The organism is Prevotella sp. P6B4, assembly GCF_000619985.1.
Lineage (GTDB): Bacteria > Bacteroidota > Bacteroidia > Bacteroidales > Bacteroidaceae > Prevotella.
Map to the genome: position 1 here is coordinate 19,119 of NZ_JHVE01000005.1, position 18,610 is coordinate 37,728.

An 18,610-nucleotide genomic window follows, 5' to 3' on the forward strand; every position below is an offset into this window, starting at 1 on the left:
AGTATTAGAATGAAACAGTTTTTATCGATATTCCTGCTGATCTGTTGCACTGGGCCTATGTGTGCCCAGTGGCAGATACAGCCCACACCCAACGATACCCTACAGCCTGTACGCAATCTGGGGGGTGGCAAGGTGGCTTTTAGTATCTATGCGCCTAATGCCAAACAGGTTGGCTTTGGCGGTGATGCGATGCCTTGGGGTAAGCCTTTGCAGTTTACTAAGGCCGATAATGGTGTGTGGACAGCTGTCGTCAGCGATGTAAAGGATGGCGTTTATCGCTACAATTTCACTGTCGATGGCGTGAAAGTGCAGGACCCCAAGGGCGCTCTCTCAGCCGAGACCTCAGCTCTGGCCAATATCGGCGATGGTAAGCAGTTCTACGATATGCGTGCCGATGTGCCTCATGGTGCTTTGGCGCAGCGCTATTACTTCAGTAAGCCGTTGAAAGCCCTGCGTCGTATGCATGTCTGGACTCCCGCTGGCTACGAGAAGAGTGTCGACAAACTGCCCGTGCTCTATCTGATTCATGGTGGTGGCGATAACGATGCCTCATGGCCAGGTGTGGGGTGTGCCTGCAATATTCTCGACAATCTGTTGGCCGAGGGTAAGATGAAACCCATGGTAGTGGTGATGCCTAATGGTTCAATTCCTGCTAAGAACCTGATGGACGAAGTTCCCTTGTTCGAGCAGGATCTGGTGACTAGTATCATTCCGTTTATCGAGGATAACTATCGTGTGGTTGCTGATAAAGCTCATCGTGCGATGGCTGGACTCTCAATGGGAGGTATGGAGACGATGGAGACCATCCTTAACGATAACGATAAGTTTGCGTACTTCTGGGTACTCAGCGCAGGCTGGTTCCCTGCACAAAAGGAACAGTTCGAGGGCTATCGTCAGCGTCTGAACAAAGCGGCTGCCGGTATCAAGAAGAACGTGTGTCAGCTGGTGTTCACTCAGGGTAATCCAGAGGATATCGCCTATCAGAATGGTTTGGCTACGCTTAAACTTTTTGATGCTGCCAACATCAAATATGAGTATTATACAGCCCCAGGTGGTCATACCTGGTACACCTGGCGTAACAACTTACACCAATTAGCTCAGAGATTATTTAAATGAATAACGAATAGTGAATAATTAAAACGTATGAAAAAAGTAATGATGACTTTAGCGCTGGCAGCGATGTGCTGTGCTGGCGCTCAGGCACAAGAGAAGCTCTTCCAGAGTGCCAGTGTTAAATCTCCTGTTGTAAACAAGGACGGAACAGTAACATTCAACCTTTTTGCCCCTAAGGCTGTGAAGGTAGAGGTGACAGGTGATTTCCTGCCCACCCAGCAGATCGAGATTCCTGGTTATGGCAAATACGATGCCCCAGGTGTAGCTCAGCTGAAGGAAGGTAAGAATGGTGTGTGGAGCTATACTACTGACAAGCTGGCTCCTGAAATGTATAGCTATACCTTCAATATTGATGGTATGACTGGTGTGAAAGACCCTGCTAACATCTATGTGAACCGTGATATCGTTTCTTTTACCAATATCTTCATTGTCAGCGATGAGAAGGGCGACAAGGGTGATCTGTATAAGGTGAACGAGGTGCCTCATGGCAACCTCTCGAAGGTTTGGTACAACAGTCCTACGCTGAAGATGCAGCGCCGTATGACCATCTACACACCTGCTGGTTACGATAAGGGTGGTAAGTATCCAGTGCTCTATCTGTTGCATGGTGCTGGTGGTGACGAGAATGCCTGGAGTGAGCTCGGACGTGCTGCACAGATTCTTGATAATCTGATTGCTACTGGTAAGGCTAAGCCAATGATTGTGGTGATGCCTAATGGTAATCCTAACTGTCAGGCTGCTCCTGGTGAGTGGTCATGGGGTATGTACACTCCTGGATTCCGCGATGGTGGTACAGGTCCTACAGCTCCTGCTGCTGCTTCTATTCCAGAGAGCTTTATGGATATCGTAAACTATGTAGATGCCAACTATCGTACCTTGAAGGACCGTTCTCACCGTGCCATCTGCGGTTTGTCAATGGGTGGTGGTCACACGTTCCACGTAAGTCTGCTCTATCCTAACAAGTTCGACTACTACGGACTGTTCTCTGCAGGTCTGCACTTGGATAATGGTACATTCGAGGCTTCGTTTGCTAAGCAGATTGAGAATAGCCCCACCTTCGCTCAGCAGAGCGCAAAGCTCTTTGGTAGCAAGCCAAAGCTCTACTGGATGGGTATGGGTAAGACCGACTTCCTGTATCAGAGCACAGTTGACCTGCGTAACTACTGGGACAGCAAGGGTTATAAGTATGAGTATGTTGAGACTGATGGTGGTCATATCTGGCGCAACTGGCGTATCTATCTGACCATGTTTGCTCAGAAGATCTTTAAGTAATCCTCGCTGAGGATATCTTCAAATAAGAATCATAAACCCTCGCTCAAACGGGCGAGGGTTTTCTTATTTCTTGTGTTTGTCGATTTTCCGAAGGATAAAGTTAAAAGCTTCGAGACCTACCAGCACCAGTATGGTTGAAGCAATAGAGAGAACATACATACCGCCTCCACAAGCCAAACCGATGGCAGCAGTAACCCATAGACCAGCAGCGGTGGTCAGACCACGCACCACATTCTCGCTCTTATGGAAGATGATGGTTCCGGCACCAATGAAACCGATTCCGGAAACGACTTGAGCTGCTACACGCGACACATCCCAACGGTGCTCTGGGGTGTGCATAGCTCCTTCGAAGCCGTAGGCTGATACTATCATAAACAGGGCAGAACCTAAAGCAACAAGGAAGTGGGTACGTAATCCTGCTTCTTTGGCGCGATATTCACGTTCCAAACCAATGGCACCACCAAGGAGTGCTGCCACAAAGATACGCAATACAAATTCCAAATTCATGTCCATAATTATAGCTTTTTGCGATAGCAACGGTGACGGCGGTGAATCGTGGTCTCAAGATACTGCCACTGTGAGAGGACACCTTCGTTGGTTTCCATCTGTGGTCCTGTCTCAGCCCATTTGAAGCCATAGCGCTTGAACTGATGGATGAGATCGTCGAAGATGAGGGCATTGGCACCTTTGCCACGATAATCGGGCAGTACGCCAATCAACAGCAAATCGACGGTGTCGGTGTTGTGCCACTTCAAAGTCTTGAAGAGTTCCCACCACCCAAAGGGGAGAAATCGACCGTCGCGTGTGCGCTGAAGTGTTCGGGAGAAGGATGGGAAGGTTACACCAAAGCCCACCATTTTATCGCCATCCATGATACCGGTAACAAGGTTCATGTCGGCTATTTTGATATAATCGTTTACCAGTTTGTCTATCTGATGCTGAGAGAGTTCGGAGAATCCGTAGAGATCCTTATAGGTAGCATTGAGAAGATGGAACACTTCGCGCCCCCAACCACCGCTAACTAACTCCTTGCGTGTGAACTTGCGTACTCTCAGACCATAACGCTTGCGTACCATCTCGGTAACCTTGGCAAACTTTGCGGGTACTTCCTCAGGCACTTTTACCTTACACTCCACATAGTCGTTGTCCTTGACAAAACCATCCATCTGCTCCATGTGCTGAGGGTAATATGGATAGTTGTAGTTGATATACATGGTTGCCAACTGGTCGAAACCTTCAATGAGCATACCTTCGCGGTCGGTATCGATAAATCCTAACGGACCAGCAATCTCCGTCATACTCTTGGCCTTGCCCCATTCCTCAACGGCTTTCAGCAGAGCTTGGCTCACTTGCATATCATCGATAAAGTCGAACCAACCGAAACGTACCTGTTTGCATCCCCAGCGCTCGTTAGCGCGATGGTTGATAATGGCAGCCACGCGTCCTACTATCTCGCCATCCTTATAGGCTAGAAAATACTCTGCTTCACAGCATTCGAACGAGGGGTTCTTGTCGCGGCGCAGTGTTGCCATCTCGTCGAGATAGAGATAGGGCACAGCGCTATCGCAACCTCGGTATAGGTCGTAATAGAACTGTATGAACTGTTTCAGTTCCCGTTTGGTTTCAACCCTTTTTATCTTAATCATGGTTGCAAAAGTACGATAATTATTCGAAACTTACAAACAATTATTAAGTTTTTTATAATGCTTCAATGTATTCGTAAAGCTTTCTGTAGAAGGGATGTCGCGTCAGGGTAGAGGCATCGGCTAAGATGATCAGTTTCATTCTGGCACGGGTGATAGCCACGTTCATACGTCGTAGGTCGCGTAGGAATCCGATCTGTCCATCGTCGTTCGATCTCACCATAGAAATCATGATGACATCGCGCTCTTGTCCTTGGAAGCCGTCAACGGTGTTGATACTGATAAGCCCCTTGAATGGCTTGAAGAACTCACGTTTTTTGAGTTGCTGGCGCAGATACTGCACTTGAGCGCGGTATGGGGAGATGACGCCCACATCAATACGCTCGTTGAGAATGCGTTCTTTGCCAATCTTCTCGAAATATTGTTGCAGCGCCAACATGGTAAGTTCTGCCTCTGCCTTATTGATACGGCCATAATTCTCGCCAACAAATTCCTCTTTGAAGGAGATGCCACTGTCCTCAGGGAAGTCGAACTGTGAGGTGTCGATCCACGTCATGGGTACATCAAGATCCAGGATACTACGGAATTTGACGTCTGGCGCACTCTCCACCTGATTGTTGTAGAACCAGTCGCTTGAGAATCGCATGATTTCCTCGTTCATGCGATATTGCATCTTCAACAGGGTTACTACCTCTGGCTTGTTCTCTACAATACGCTCCATCAGCGTCTTGCCTAATCCTGCTTTCAAGGCTGCATAACATTTCACCGTTGGCGGCAACTGACAATGGTCGCCTGCTAAGATCACTCTCGAGACCTTGCGGATAGGAATCCAGCAGGCAGCCTCGAGTGCTTGGGCTGCTTCGTCTATGAATAAGGTACCAAACTTCTGGCCGTCGAGAACGCGACTTGTCGATCCTACCAGCGTACAGGCGATGACGCGTGCCTCGCTGAACAGGTCGTTCTTGATGCGCATCTCGAGTTCAGTAGCGCGTTCTTTCAAGCGTTCAACCTTCTGGTGGTATTTCTGGTCGCCTTTCTTGCGATTGCCTCTGACCTCGCGAATGGCCTTTCTCAGTGCCCAAAGCATCTCATAGTCTGGATGCGACTCGAAACGTCGTTCGTAAGTAAACGATAGCATTTTGTCGTTCACACGGGTGGGATTGCCGATTCTTAGTACATTGACGCCTCTGTCGACCAGTTTCTCTGAAATCCAGTCGACGGCCATATTGCTCTGTGCGCAAACCAGTACCTGACTCTCGCGTCGTAGCGTCTCGTAGATGGCTTCTACAAGAGTTGTGGTCTTACCTGTTCCTGGAGGTCCGTGTACGATGGCTACATCTTTGGCTCTCAACACTTTGTTTACTGCATCTTCTTGAGTGGCGTTGAGGTAAGGGAAGTGAAGGGCACCAAAACTGAATGTCTCGGCTTTGACTCTATTGTAGAAAAGGTCGCGCAGATAGGCTAGTCGTCCTTTGGCGGCAATGACCTTGTCAAGCGCATTGAACATCATTTTGTAGCTGGTCTCGTCGAAAAACAGTTGTACGCCAAGGTTCAGTGTGTTCTGTATTTCTATCAGTCCCATACCATCAGGTACGCATATCACCATTCTATTGCCATCCACATAGCTGACGGTGGCCGACTGCTTGAAATAGTTGATGTTATTTTTGATGTCTACACTGAAGAATACAACAGGCTTGCCATATTCAAAGTTGTGTTCAATCTCCTCGTCGGTGGTTTCGCGGAACACCTCTATCACTTTCTGGTTCAGCGAGTTGAAATAGATTTTTCCGATAGTGAGCGGGAACCAGACGTCGCCACGTTTTATCTTCCGCTGCAGTCCCATCTGTTCCGTCTGTTGGCGGAATTCTTCTTTTTCAGCTTCGTACTCCATTTGGAGCAATTGCCGTTGTTTTTGTAGTGCCAATATAGGCGAATCAAGTTGTTTTTCCATAAACGCTGGCAAAATTACAAAAAAACTTGTAATCTCGTATCACCATAATTAAAAAAGTAGTAACTTTGCAGCCGAAATGAAACAGATATTGTTGATTAATGACGTCGTAGGTTATGGAAAGGTCGGCATGGGCGCCATGTTGCCTATCCTGTCGTACTTAGGTATCCCTACCTATAGTCTGCCTACAGCACTCGTGTCGAATACACTCGACTACGGTAAGTTTAATATTCAGGATACCACCGAATACATCCGTGGAACGTTGCCTGTATGGAAGGATTTGGGTTTCGGCTTCGATGCCATCTGTACAGGACTGATGTTCAGCGATGAGCAGGCAAAACTGGTGGCTGGCTACTGCAAGGAACAAGGCGAGCAGGGTACAACGGTGTTCGTAGACCCGATTCTGGGAGATGGTGGACGGCTGTATAATGGTATGACGGAGCGTCAGGTGGAGCTGATGCGTGAGATGGTATCAGTGGCTCACCTCACTTTCCCAAATTATACAGAGGCCTGTTACCTCACCAATACACCTGTCAAAATGCAGGGAATCAGTTGGGAGGAGGCTGGCGATCTGTTGGATAGATTACGTAAGATCGGTACTAAGTCGGCGCTGATAACGAGTTGTAAGGTGGATGGCCGTAATGCGGTAGTGGGCTATAACCACTACGACGACAGTTATTTCCACTTGGAGTATCACGAGATTCCAGGTCTGTTTCATGGTACGGGTGATATTTTCTCTGCTGTGCTAATTGGCCATCTGCTGAATGGTGAAACATTGAAGGTGAGCACACGTACAGCTATGGATACGGTGTTCCGCATGATTGAGCGCTACAAGGATACTGATGATAAGAATCGTGGTATCCCAGTAGAAAAATGCCTCGACCTGCTATGAGGTTGCACCCCCTCAATTCCAACATACAAAAACCAGAACGGTTCACCTGGCCTTTCTGCTACGAACCTCATCCGCTGTGTTTGTTGGCTTGTGAGGAGGTGAAACATGAGATTGAGCGAATAGCTCCTCAGGAAGGAAAAATGTTTGGGGTACTGGTGGTGGAGACGGAGGCGTCATTAGGCTTTCTGGCTGCATATTCTGGCTTGTTGGAAGGTAGGAATGACTGGGAATACTTTGTTCCGCCAGTTTTCGATGCGCAACAGCCTGATGGATATTTTAAACAGAAAGAACGTGAGATATCTGCACTTAACCAACATCCTACCAACGGCAACCAAACCCTCAACCGCCAGATGTCGCAGGACCTGCAATTATGGCTTTTTCGGCAGTATCGGATGTTGAATGCCAAGGGTGAAGAGAGGGATTTGGTTGATATCTGGCGCGATTATCATCAGAATCCGAAGATTCAGAAGAGATTTCCATTACCACCAGGAGGTACAGGCGATTGCTGTGCCCCCAAATTATTGCAATATGCTTACCAGCATCATCTGAAGCCTGTATGCATGGCTGAGTTCTGGTGGGGACCTTCGCCACAGAGTGATATCCGTCATCATGGTGAGTTCTATCCGGCTTGTAGAGGAAAATGTAAGCCTGTGCTTACTTGGATGCTCCAAGGACTGGATGTGGATCCTGATCCAGAGCATTCCGGCTTCCTGCACCAAGGAATAGAGATTGTTTACGAAGATGAACACTTGGCGGCTGTATATAAGCCGGCAGGTATGCTGAGTGTGCCAGGTAAAGCCGATGAATACTCGGTAGCCACGTGGGCACAGGAACGCTGGCAGGGAGCCATGTTGCCCCATCGTCTGGATCTGCTCACATCTGGTATCATGCTGGTGGCTAAAACACCTGAGGTGTACCGCCAACTACAGAGTCAGTTTGCTGCGCGAACCATCAAGAAGAAGTATCTGGCGGTGGTAGAAGGAGAGGTGAAGGAGGATCATGGTATCATCGACCTGCCGCTGAGCAGCGATCCGCTCAACCGACCTCGTCAGATTGTGGATCATGAGAACGGCAAACGGGCTATCTCTGAATATCGGGTGATGGAACGCGGCATGCGTGACGGGCGACCTATTACCGTACTTGCCCTTTATCCCCATACTGGTCGTACACATCAGTTACGCATGCATTGTGCCCATCAGGAGGGACTGGGCTGTCCGATAATGGGGGATGAACTCTATGGGCATAAGGCCGACCGTTTATACCTACAGGCTGAGACCATCGCTTTTGTGCACCCCGTCTCCCAAAAACGAATGCGCTTTTTTTGCCCTTCCGACAAAAAAATATGGTAAATTCCGCTATAATCTGCTGATATTTTGCTAAATTTGCAGACAAAATTTAAAAAAATGTGTCGCATGAGATTATTAAGAGGTCTATTAGTAGTGGTGCTGAGCGTTGTTGTGCTTAGTGTCTGTGCACAGGCAGACAGTCGCAAAGGTCATATCAATGGCATTCTTTATCAGTTAACATTTAATATACCTGAGCAGGCTACGGACAAGGTGACAGGAAAGGCTGTTATTACCTTCGACCTCAGAACCAAGCAGGATGTAGCGCTCGACTTCCAGGGTACACCAGATGAAGTCATCGTCTATAAGGCCAACAAGAGTAAAGCTAAGAAGGCAAAAGTAAGGATTGAGAATAATCAGATAGTAATTCCTGGCAAGATGTTCAAGGCAGGTGCCACTAATAAGGTTGAGATAGACTTTGTCTGTCAGGACAAGGCCTTGTCGCGTAGTGGTAACGTGGTCTATACTCAGGTTCAGGCCGATGAGGGACGTGCCCTTTTCCCTTGTTTCGATGTCGAGGGCATGCGTGCTCAGTATCAGACCACAATTAATGCTCCCGCCGGATGGAAATCGGTGTCGGTAGATATGTCTGAGAAACTGGTGCCATCTGATTATATGTTCGTGACGGGTAAGTTCGACGAGAAGACATCGTCAGTAGATGGGCGCCATCTGCGTGTGCTCTATTCAGAGAGCACGCCTGATAAAGAGGCTGCTATTGATGATGTGTTCAATGAGGTGGCCAAGTCGATGAAGTGGATGGAAGGTTATACAGGCGTCAGCAACCCTTATGAGAAAGAGTGTGTCATCTTTATCCTGCCGAGTCTGGAGTTGGGTGGACTGGAGCGTCGTGGCTCTATTGCCTTAAGCGATAAAGCGGTTTTCTTAGGTAAGAAGCCCTCGAAGGAGGACCTGCTGAAGCGTACTGCCCTGATAGCCCACGAAACAGCGCACATCTGGTTTGGTAATATTATTGCTATCGATGAGCCTTGGGCTAAGGAGGTGCTGGCAAATTTCATGGCATCGAAGATGACACGTAGCCAGTACAGAAAGGGTGAGTTTGAGATAAACTTTATAAACAGCTATATGAGCCCTGCTATGGCATTGGATCGTACGGAAGGTGCCCATCCTATTGCCTGGGAGGTGGATAATCCCCACGATCCTGTGTTGTTTTACGATCATATCAACTACGAGAAGGCGCCTGTCATGATGCGTATGCTGGAGGAAGAGATTGGTGCTGAGGCTATGCAGAAAAGCTTGCAGCAATGTCTGCATGACTACTATATGGGGCATGTCGGCTGGGATGAGATTGTAGAAATGCTCGACAAACAGGCACCAGGAGCAGGTGTGCGTCAGTTCTGCGATGTCTGGGTGAAACAGAAGGGTATGCCTGTCATTACCACGGCTTATAAGAACGGACAGGTAGTGGTGACACAGACCGATCCTTACGGACGTGGACTTTGTTGGCCACAGAAATTCGAGTTGAAGGTGATTAGTAACTTAGGTGTGTCGCAGGTCATCAAGGTGGATATGAAACAGCCCACGATGACTTTCAAAGTGAAGGGTGGTGAGCCTGGCTATATCGTGCCCAACCAGGATGGTCGCGGTTATGGACGATTCGCATTGGATGATCATTATGTACAGATACTGCCCATGCGATTGATCATTACCCGTAATGACTTGAATCGCTATACCTTGTTGAATCTGATACATGATAACTATCTGCAGGGCAAACTGACACCTTCGCACTTTGGCGAACTGTTCCGCTTCCTAGGACGTGAGAAGAATCCGCTCATTATGGAGACGGCTATCAACCAGATGCATAAGATTGCCTCCGACCTTTCATTGCAGCAGCGTTATACCTTGGAACTGGTGATTATGGATCTGTTGGGCGAGAATAGAACAAAGGACTGTCGACAGCTGGTTCTGCGCAAACTGGGCACCAGCGCTATCTCGCCTGAGGTGCTGAATAAGCTGCAGACCATTCTGGATCGTCATGACGAAACGGTGCTCGACGAGCACGACTATATGGAGATGGCCTATCGCTTGGCTATTACCCGTCCAGAGCGTCGCAAACAGATACTTGAGAAAGAACGCGATCGCCTGATCAGTTCTGGTAATCAGGAACTGCTTCAGGAGTTCGACTTTGTGAGCAAGGCCACACATCCTACTGCGGATGCCCGTGTGGAGGTGTTTAAGAGTCTGCTGAAGGCAGAGAACCGCGTGAACGAGTCGTGGGCTTTGAATGCTTTACGCTTGTTGAACTCGGATGTGTTTGAGCCACAGAGCAATGTGTACATCGTTGAGGGACTGAAGGCGTTGCCAGAGATTCAGAAGACCAACAGTCTGGCCTTCCCTATGCGTTGGGTCAATACCCTGATTGCGCCCCACAAGAGTGAAGAGGCCAAGATTGAGATCAAGAAGTTCCTCGATGGGAATGCAGACTTCCCTGCCAATCTGAAGAACTATATCTATGAGTCTTCCTGGGTGTTGATGAACCAGGTTCCTTATATTGACAAGACTCCGAAGCCGGCACCTGCTCCTGTAAAGAAGACCACAACCAAAAAGAAGAAATAACAGAAAGGTTCGATGGCTATTGTAACGTGATAGCCATCAAACCTATAACCACATCATTGGATAGTGTACGTAGAGTGAGTGCCCTCAGGTGTTTCTGAGGGTTTAGCGGCATGATTAACAACTGCCCGGCTCCGTTAGGAATCTCTCGTCCGTATTCACCTTGCAGGCTGATTATCTGGCTCAGATCGCGACTGATATCGCCTGTGCCGAAGCATACACGATAGGGGCGTGGAGAGGGGGCGTTAAATGCCTTGCCGTCTATGTAATAATCCTGCTCGATAGGGCACCAGTTGTCAGGATTCCTCAGCGCTAAGGTATCGGCTGTTCCATCGGAATAGGTTACTATAACCTGTCCGTTGTCTATTCTGCTCTGCATGTGGTTGGTAGAGCCTGCCATCAGCAGATAGGCGCGACTGGCCTTGCCTTTTAATGGTATGTCGATGGCGTCAGGATAGTTTTCCCAAAGACTGGTATAGACAATGTTATGGCCTTGGGTTGGTGTCTTCATGGGTACACCAGCCAGGTTGAAGATGCCTTTCGATACCTTGCTGCGGAATACAGAGTCGTTAATCTCTGCTGTTGTCTTTGGGTGGCACCATTCGCCAATGCCTTGTGTGGGAATCTGCAGGGTGGTAGTCTGAGGGCGAGGGCTGAGGTACTTGTTCTTGAAGATGTCGCTCACGTTGGCGTTGAAATGTCTGCTCAGGTCGATGGGTTTGAAGCGTTTGCCCAATTCGATCTCGCCCAGCCCTAACTTGGCGATAGGAGATTGTTCGGCTACTTGGAAGGTGGTATCGCACCCCATATCCTCAAGCTCGTATTCAATCACCTGCTCTGGCTCGCTTGTTCCTGCGATGTCGTGATATGCTCCCTTTTTACTGTTCACCCTGACAATTATCTGCAACGCCTGCTTGAAATGCTGTTTGATGGCCAGACGTACCCTTCGCCCCTGCCGTGTATACTGATACTCCAGATAGGGTGTCTTGATGCTTGCCTTCTCCCAATCATCGGGGAATGCCGGACGGACGATACATTGGCCGTAAAGAGCCTGTGGAATAATGCCGAAGAGCCCCTGAATCAGCGTGCGACTGCTGATGCCGATACAATCGCCGAAGTCGCGATAGCACTCGCCACGAGCAGCATCGTAGTGGCTTATCTGTCCAAAGTTGGCTGGACTCTGTCCGTAGTACATCTGGTCGAGTATGTTGGCCTTCATCAGTTGGTAGCCCTCGTTGGCGCGCCCTGCCTCGAAGTAGGCCAGGGCAGTATGCATCACCTCGGCGGCGGCTACGTTGTTGATGCTCCACGAGTAGGGCATCCAGTCGCTGGTGGCGATGGTCTGATAGCCTGTCTGTTCGACAGCGATATGCGGAATGTGCTGATCGATATAACGTGTGGCTTGGTAGGCCTGTGCCGGACTGCTGGCTCCACAGTCGATAGGGGTGTAGATGCTCCATATGGCTGGGTGGTCGTGCGTGCGTTTCAGCCCCATAGCGTCCTGATATTCGGCCCAGACGCCTTTCTCTTTCAGCCATAACCGCTGGTTCATGGCCCGTAGTATTGCCTCGGCTTCCTGCTGATAGGGACGTGGGTCCTGACCTATCAGTTGGGCTATTCTGGCTGCCAGTTTGTTACCGCGGTAGTTGTAAGCCGAGCTGTGGGTGACGGCACCACCGCTATAGTAAAGGGCATCGCTGGCCCAGATGCAGCAGTAGGCATCGTACAGGTGGTCGCCATCGGGGTCGTAGTTACGTTTCTCCCATGCCAGGTGTCGTGTCAATACAGGCCACATCTGGCGCATATAGGCCGTATCAGCATCGTATTGGAAATGCCAGAGCAGTTCGTCGATATAGTTCAGGTTCATGTCGTAATGATGCATCTGATCATTGCGCTCGGGATTGCGACAGATATAGCCATTGGAGTACATCTGTGTGCCCCATTTCTTTTCAGCGCGGGCCATATTCAGCACGCTATCCTGAGAGGGATGCGGAATGGTGGCTGGCACGTTGGTGACTTGGCTCTTGGCATAGGCATCGAAGTGACTGATGGCGCGTTCGTTCCAGCCAAACACATCGCCCAGATAACCTGCTCGCCAACCTGCTAACGGCATGCGCCAGCCGATACAGCCGTGCAGCCACGTCTGACCGTCCCAATCGCCATCGGCAGCCAATACCAAGGCTCCACCAAGTGTGTTGATATATGGGTCGGGGGTATCGAACTGAATGCGATGCGATAGCTGCCGATAGTGGCGCTCTGCGCCCATGAACAGTTGCTGCCCTTCGGCTTTTCCTAAGGTCTTCATTACGTTCAGCTCTACTTGCATGTAGGCTGTTGTATCGTTGAGTGCTACTTCTGCGGTCTGAAGCACCTCGCCTTTGGGTTCGAGTACGCCAGGTTTGTCGGCACCGATATCGCCATTGCGCGAAAGCTTGGGTTGAACGATATCAGCTACCAATGCCTTGATGTGGGCACGCCCCTTGAGTGCTACTGAATGGAATGCCCAGATGGCGCTTTCGCTATCAGGCAGGGCAATGACACGGATGTCTAACTGAGCTTTGCCCCAACGGCTGTCGCTTAGCTGGTAGGTGCGCTGACCCTCTGTATAGTAGGCTGTGCATGGGGTAACAGCCTCTAACGGATAGCAATGTCCGTCAATCTCTGCCACGAATCGGATATTTCTGTGGTATCCCTTCTTCACCACAGCGAAGATAGGGCGGTCGCTGGTTTCCAGTCGCCAGTCGCTATGGCTGCCGTAAAGTGCTCGTGTGTAACGGTTGTTGCCATTCTTACAGACGAAAGCTCTGCCTTCGCCAGGCTCGTATTGTAACGTGCGAGGAGAGGGCTCGCCATGCGTCTGCGCCATAGCTGCTATACTGATGGTGAGGAGCCATAGGATAAAGATTTTCTGCATGCTACCTTTTTTTATAATCTTACCACACTTTTTATATTCCAGACTTTGAAACTTACATTTCAAACTTTGCAATTTGCATTTCAAACTTTGCAATCTACATTTCAAACTTTGCAATTTACATTCCCACGCTTTGGAATTATCTTCTACGGCGTGGAGCGGAATTTTTCTGCCGCAAAGGTAACGTTTTTCTCCGTTCCTGACAAGTTTTTCAAGGAAAATACAAAAAAATGGTCTCAAGAGAAATCTTGAAACCATTGTGTGGACCAGCCAGGGCTTGAACCTGGGACCTCCAGATTATGAGTCTGTTTTGGATATGTTTCAGGAAATTACAAATAATGTTAAACCCCGATAAATAAAGGGTTTTCTGTTATTGTACATTGCTAAAGATTTCGTAAATTTGCACCAGTTTTCAGTCAAAAAGGTCACCTGAAGGTCACCATTATGACTGACGGAGTATTTAATAAATATCCTATAAATGGAGGTTTTGAGCATGAGGAAAGATAATACAAAGGTCACCAAAGGTCACCAATCTGACAATTCTGGCACTAACAATAGTGTTAGGGGCGAGAAATGTCTTGCTAAATTTACATCTTCCAACGGAAGCGTGTATGGCTCTATAACGGTTGATATACGTAAAGCTGGAGATTATAGTAAGCCTTTACCTGTTGCCATTAGAATATGTCATGATGGCAAGAAAGCGTTCCTAAGACTTGGAGAGAAATACATGATGGATGATTGGATCCAATTATGTGAATATGAGAAGAGTGGTCGTAGAGTCCATTTGGCGGAACGAGAAGAGATGAAAGCGATAATGAACAAGGTCAAAGACTTGACCAATCAACTTATCAGTGAAGGTAGTTTCTCCCTCCAAAAACTCCAAGAACGTTATCAAGGTAAAAAGGATGATAGTACAAGTATTTATAAAATTTGGGATGAATACATTCAGGAGAAAACAGAAAAAGACTATATAGGTACTGCAAGTGTGGGTAGAGACTGTAGAAATAGGTTCATAAAAGACAATGGTGAGAATGTAGAATTTGCTGACATTGACCATACGTTCATACAGGAGTGGGAGACAAAGATGAAAAATGACCCAAACGTTAGTGTGTCATACGCAGGAATTAATTTGCGCACATTTCGAACTATCGTTAACATTGCCATCAAACGGAATCTAATAAATGGCAGTACAAAAGAAATGTTTAAGGGGACTGGCTATAACAAGAAAGCAAGTCGAAAGCATCAATTCTTGGATGTTACATCAATGCGCCTGCTCTATGATTTCTGGAAAAAAGGCGATGTAAAGGATAAGAATGGTAAGTCGCTCTATCCTAAAAGGGTCAAGGATGCTTTGTTTCGTGACCTTGGATTGTTTCTTTTCATGTACCTTGGTGACGGGCAGAACTTAGCTGATACGTTACGTTTGAAATATGGCGATTGGTACTACGCTACTCATGGTAAACAATTTCAATTCTTTCGTTATAAGACCGAAGAACGTAATGAGGAAGCGAGTGAGGTTATCTTCCCAGTTATGCCTGAGATTAAGATGATTCTCGACCGACATGCAAACGAGCCCAAACATAATCAACGTGTTTTCCCTTTTATGAGGGAAAATATTACTAAGAAACAAGAAAAGTGGGTGATACAGCGTTATAACAAGAATATCCGCAAGCACATTAGAATGGTTGCAGAATTGCTTGGTATGGAACAAAGTCCATCTCCAACATGGGCACGTCATAGTTTTGCTACAAACCTCAACAATTCAGGATGCGTACCTTATAAATATATAAGTGACAGTATGGGACATAGCAATAGCAGTGATATAACGTCGGCCTATATTGGCGATTATCCACTGAAGAAGATGTTGGAATATAATGGATATCTGCTAAAAGAGAGTGAGCCTGACGATAGCAGGGCTGCTCTTCTTGAACTCCTGAAAAGTATGAGCGCAGAAGAACGTAAGGCATTAATGAAAGAAGTAGAAAAGTAAGTGTTAATTTCGCCTATTTTTTGAGTATAGTAATCATAATACGACAATTATTGTGTAATTTTGCAACAGAAAAGTCAAATGGAGCCTATAATATAATAAGGTATGAATAAAGACGAGCTGAAGAATAAGATACGCTGTGGCGAGACAAGCCAAGTACAGTTTAAGCAACAGTTTTCCACACAGAAGGAGATTGCTGCAGAAATGGTGGCCTTTGCCAACAGTGAAGGTGGAGAATTGTTGTTTGGAGTGAAAGACAAGACTGGCGAGATTCTTGGTCTCGACTACGATGCTATCCAACAGATAAGCCGCGAACTGGGCAATACCGCCAACGAACAGGTACGCCCAACCATCTACATCCAGACAGACGTGGTGGATGTGGATGGGAAAATGATTCTGGTGGCTACTGTGCAAAGAGGGCGTAACAAACCCTACAAAGACTTGGCTGGTCACATTTGGGTGAAGCAAGGAGCCGACAAACGTCGGGTGACTGAAAACAGCGAACTGTTAAGCCTCTTTCAAGACTCTGGCGAGTATCACGCTGACGAAGCCAGTGTGAAAGATTCATCGGTGAGAGACATTGACACGCTGGCACTTGACCGCTTTTTCCAAAATGTATATGGCAAGCCCATGACAGAGTTTGACGTGCCGCAAGACCAGTTGCTGCACAATCTTCATATCACGGATTCGGAAGGAAGGCTTACCACAGCGGGACTGCTGTTTTTCGGCCAACGCCCGCAACAGTTCAAGCCAATGTTTGTTATCAAGGCCGTCTGGTTCTATGGAAACAGCATCGCAGGAACAGAATACCGTGACAGTCGCGATATAGAAGGTACCATTCCTGAAATGTTCGAGCAAGCAATGATGTGGTTGAAGTCATGCCTTCGCCGAACACAGAACGGACAGTCGTTTAATTCTATCGGACAGCTGGAGATTCCTGAAACTGTGCTGGAAGAGCTGCTTCAGAACGCCCTGGTACATATTGACCTGCTTAAAACAGCTGCTATCCGTCTGATGGTGTTCGATGATAGAGTAGAGATAGTGAATCCCGGCTGTGTGATGGGTGGCCATACGATAGACGAGGTAAAAGTGGGCAACTCATATGCCCGTAACCCATTGATGGCCAACTTCTGTTCCAAGACGATGCCTTACCGTGGTTTAGGTTCAGGCATACCACGCGTATTGGCCGAAGACAGCCACGTGGAGTTTATTGATAGCAAGGAAGGAAACCAGTTTACAGTACGTATAAACCGTCCACTTACTGCCTCAGAAGCAGGGAGTAACGCAGATTTGGCAGTAAGTAAAGGAGAAAAGGCAGTAAGTAAGCAGGGAGTAGCAGTAAGTAAAGAACAGATGATTCTTGCTTTCTGTGTAGAGCCAAAGTCATTGTCTGAAATCTGCAAGCATCTGGGATTGAAGGATAGATATAAGGTAAAGAAGAAGTATATTGACCCACTTCTAAACAAGTCGCTTCGTATGACAGAGCCAGAGTCGCCAAATAGTCCCACTCAGAAGTATGTAACCATTTAACAGAAGAGGATGTAATTATTATGGAAGCATATAATTTTATCGATGAGTGGTTGAAACCCTTGTTCAAGGGCGACTATCAGGATTTTAGCTCAAAGAAAGTTGAGGGATATTCTCTATTTGTCTCTGAAAAACAAAAAACACCTGTACAAGCGATGGTTAGAAAAAATATCATGGAATTACTTCAAAACATTGAACTCAAATACAGGGAGATTTCAAAAAAAGAAGCTAATCTGTACAAGTCCCAAATTAGCCGTTGGTATGTCAACGGATTTACTGAAACATACAATGCTTGTCGTAGAAATGATTTGCGGCATCCTCTTGAACATCAGGATTATTTGACCCTGGCAGACAAGTTTAAGCTTGTAGAGGATTTGAATAGTGGTAGCTGGAGTAATGATAAGTTTCGCAAATACACAATAAACCTCGGACAACGTGAGGGCATTCTATTTTATATTGCAGAAAGAGACTTAACTCTTTCCATGAATGACAGCCCCCATAAAAAGAAGAAAGTTCCTATAGACGACGAGAACAGCTTACCTGAAGATAATGTTGTTTCAAATCCAGATTCCCCCAGTGATTACTCAACAATGCCCAGTTATCAGTCAATAAGAAATGATGGGCCAGATTTACACCGATTATATAGTTATCTTCGTGAAAAAAAAGTTGTTACTCATGCTGACGAGAATAAGTTTATTCAAGATGTTACACATGCAGTTTTTTCCCCAATGTACGTTAATGGCAATAGAATCAAAGTTCTATATGTCATAAGGAAATTAAAAGATTATTATGAAAAGGGGTGGTTGACTGCTGTTTGCAAAAATCTTGATATCACGTCTGCTCGCATCACTAAGCGAATGCCAACAGATGATTTTACAAAAAATTTCCCTTCCCTAAATTTCAAAAAGTAAAAAACCACACTCCACACCACACTTTTTCCACACCTCAAAAGGGTGTGGATTTTTGTTATGTTGTTCATTGTTAGGTGGTTACGACACAAATCAAAAACCACACCTCCACACCTCAATATACCAGCTGAAATGCCGAAATTTGCAGAAAAATTCAAGAAATATCAGTAAACTAAAATACAATTGGTATATGGAAAATTTAATAGTATTAAAAGAGAGTCAGTTAGCAGAGATGATCTATGAGACTCTATGCCGATGTTTCGACGAGAGGAATATCGGCAAACTTGAAAAGCCCGTTGAACATGGCTTTTATGAGCGCGACGAGCTGTGTGAATATGGACACATCTCGTTAACCACTCTGTGGCGTTTAGAGAAGGCTGGTGTTTTGAATAGTGTAAAGGTTGGCAGAAGAAAACTTTATGCCAAACAGGATGTAAACCAGTTAATAGAATCAGGACAACTTGCTAATTTTAATGATAAAAATAAGTAAGGTAT

The 18,610-nt window shown here is 46.9% G+C and carries 13 protein-coding genes; 9 read left to right on the plus strand and 4 right to left on the minus strand.

The genetic code is table 11. The features are described from left to right. The first annotated feature begins 9 nt into the window (after window positions 1-9). Window positions 10-1,116 (plus strand): esterase family protein, encoded by a 1,107-nt coding sequence (locus T491_RS0104525; RefSeq protein WP_028902834.1) that lies wholly within the window; start codon window positions 10-12, stop codon window positions 1,114-1,116. A 27-nt stretch (window positions 1,117-1,143) separates the two neighbouring features. Then, window positions 1,144-2,385, plus strand: coding sequence for an esterase (locus T491_RS0104530; RefSeq protein ID WP_028902835.1), 1,242 nt, complete (start codon window positions 1,144-1,146; stop codon window positions 2,383-2,385). Window positions 2,386-2,448: 63 nt separating this feature from the next. Here T491_RS0104530 and T491_RS0104535 read toward each other — a convergent pair whose 3' ends face one another. From T491_RS0104535 to T491_RS0104545, 3 genes are read right to left on the minus strand one after another with little or no spacing between them, the layout of a single operon-like run. Next, window positions 2,449-2,898, minus strand: a complete 450-nt coding sequence (locus tag T491_RS0104535) for an MgtC/SapB family protein (RefSeq protein ID WP_028902836.1) — start codon at window positions 2,896-2,898, stop codon at window positions 2,449-2,451. Window positions 2,899-2,900: 2 nt separating this feature from the next. Then, window positions 2,901-4,031 (minus strand): hypothetical protein, encoded by a 1,131-nt coding sequence (locus T491_RS0104540; RefSeq protein WP_028902837.1) that lies wholly within the window; start codon window positions 4,029-4,031, stop codon window positions 2,901-2,903. Between the two features lie 52 nt (window positions 4,032-4,083). Further along, window positions 4,084-5,979 carry an AAA domain-containing protein gene (locus T491_RS0104545; RefSeq protein ID WP_028902838.1) on the minus strand — a complete coding sequence of 632 codons (1,896 nt, stop codon included), beginning with the start codon at window positions 5,977-5,979 and terminating at the stop codon, window positions 4,084-4,086. A 76-nt stretch (window positions 5,980-6,055) separates the two neighbouring features. Here T491_RS0104545 and T491_RS0104550 point away from each other — a divergent pair, with 76 nt between their 5' ends. From T491_RS0104550 to T491_RS0104560, 3 genes are all read left to right on the plus strand, one after another. Then, window positions 6,056-6,868: a bifunctional hydroxymethylpyrimidine kinase/phosphomethylpyrimidine kinase gene (locus T491_RS0104550; protein WP_028902839.1), complete on the plus strand. Its 813-nt coding sequence runs from the start codon at window positions 6,056-6,058 to the stop codon at window positions 6,866-6,868. Next, window positions 6,850-8,217 (plus strand): RluA family pseudouridine synthase, encoded by a 1,368-nt coding sequence (locus T491_RS0104555; RefSeq protein WP_369699739.1) that lies wholly within the window; start codon window positions 6,850-6,852, stop codon window positions 8,215-8,217. Before T491_RS0104550 ends, T491_RS0104555 begins: the two co-directional genes overlap by 19 nt. Window positions 8,218-8,280: 63 nt before the next feature. Then, window positions 8,281-10,785, plus strand: a complete 2,505-nt coding sequence (locus T491_RS0104560) for a M1 family metallopeptidase (RefSeq protein ID WP_197018795.1) — start codon at window positions 8,281-8,283, stop codon at window positions 10,783-10,785. A gap of 16 nt (window positions 10,786-10,801) precedes the next feature. Here T491_RS0104560 and T491_RS0104565 read toward each other — a convergent pair whose 3' ends face one another. Continuing rightward, window positions 10,802-13,696, minus strand: coding sequence for a DUF4450 domain-containing protein (locus T491_RS0104565; RefSeq protein ID WP_028902842.1), 2,895 nt, complete (start codon window positions 13,694-13,696; stop codon window positions 10,802-10,804). Between the two features lie 490 nt (window positions 13,697-14,186). Between T491_RS0104565 and T491_RS0104575 the strand changes: the two genes are divergently transcribed. From T491_RS0104575 to T491_RS0104590, 4 genes are all read left to right on the plus strand, one after another. Beyond that, window positions 14,187-15,683 carry a site-specific integrase gene (locus T491_RS0104575; protein ID WP_036915297.1) on the plus strand — a complete coding sequence of 499 codons (1,497 nt, stop codon included), beginning with the start codon at window positions 14,187-14,189 and terminating at the stop codon, window positions 15,681-15,683. Window positions 15,684-15,785: 102 nt separating this feature from the next. After that, window positions 15,786-17,210, plus strand: a complete 1,425-nt coding sequence (locus T491_RS0104580) for an RNA-binding domain-containing protein (RefSeq protein ID WP_028902844.1) — start codon at window positions 15,786-15,788, stop codon at window positions 17,208-17,210. A gap of 20 nt (window positions 17,211-17,230) precedes the next feature. Beyond that, a complete protein-coding gene (locus T491_RS0104585) occupies window positions 17,231-18,118 on the plus strand; it encodes a hypothetical protein (protein ID WP_028902845.1) in 888 nt (295 codons plus the stop codon). A 187-nt stretch (window positions 18,119-18,305) separates the two neighbouring features. Further along, window positions 18,306-18,605: a helix-turn-helix domain-containing protein gene (locus T491_RS0104590; protein WP_028902846.1), complete on the plus strand. Its 300-nt coding sequence runs from the start codon at window positions 18,306-18,308 to the stop codon at window positions 18,603-18,605. Window positions 18,606-18,610 lie beyond the last annotated feature (5 nt).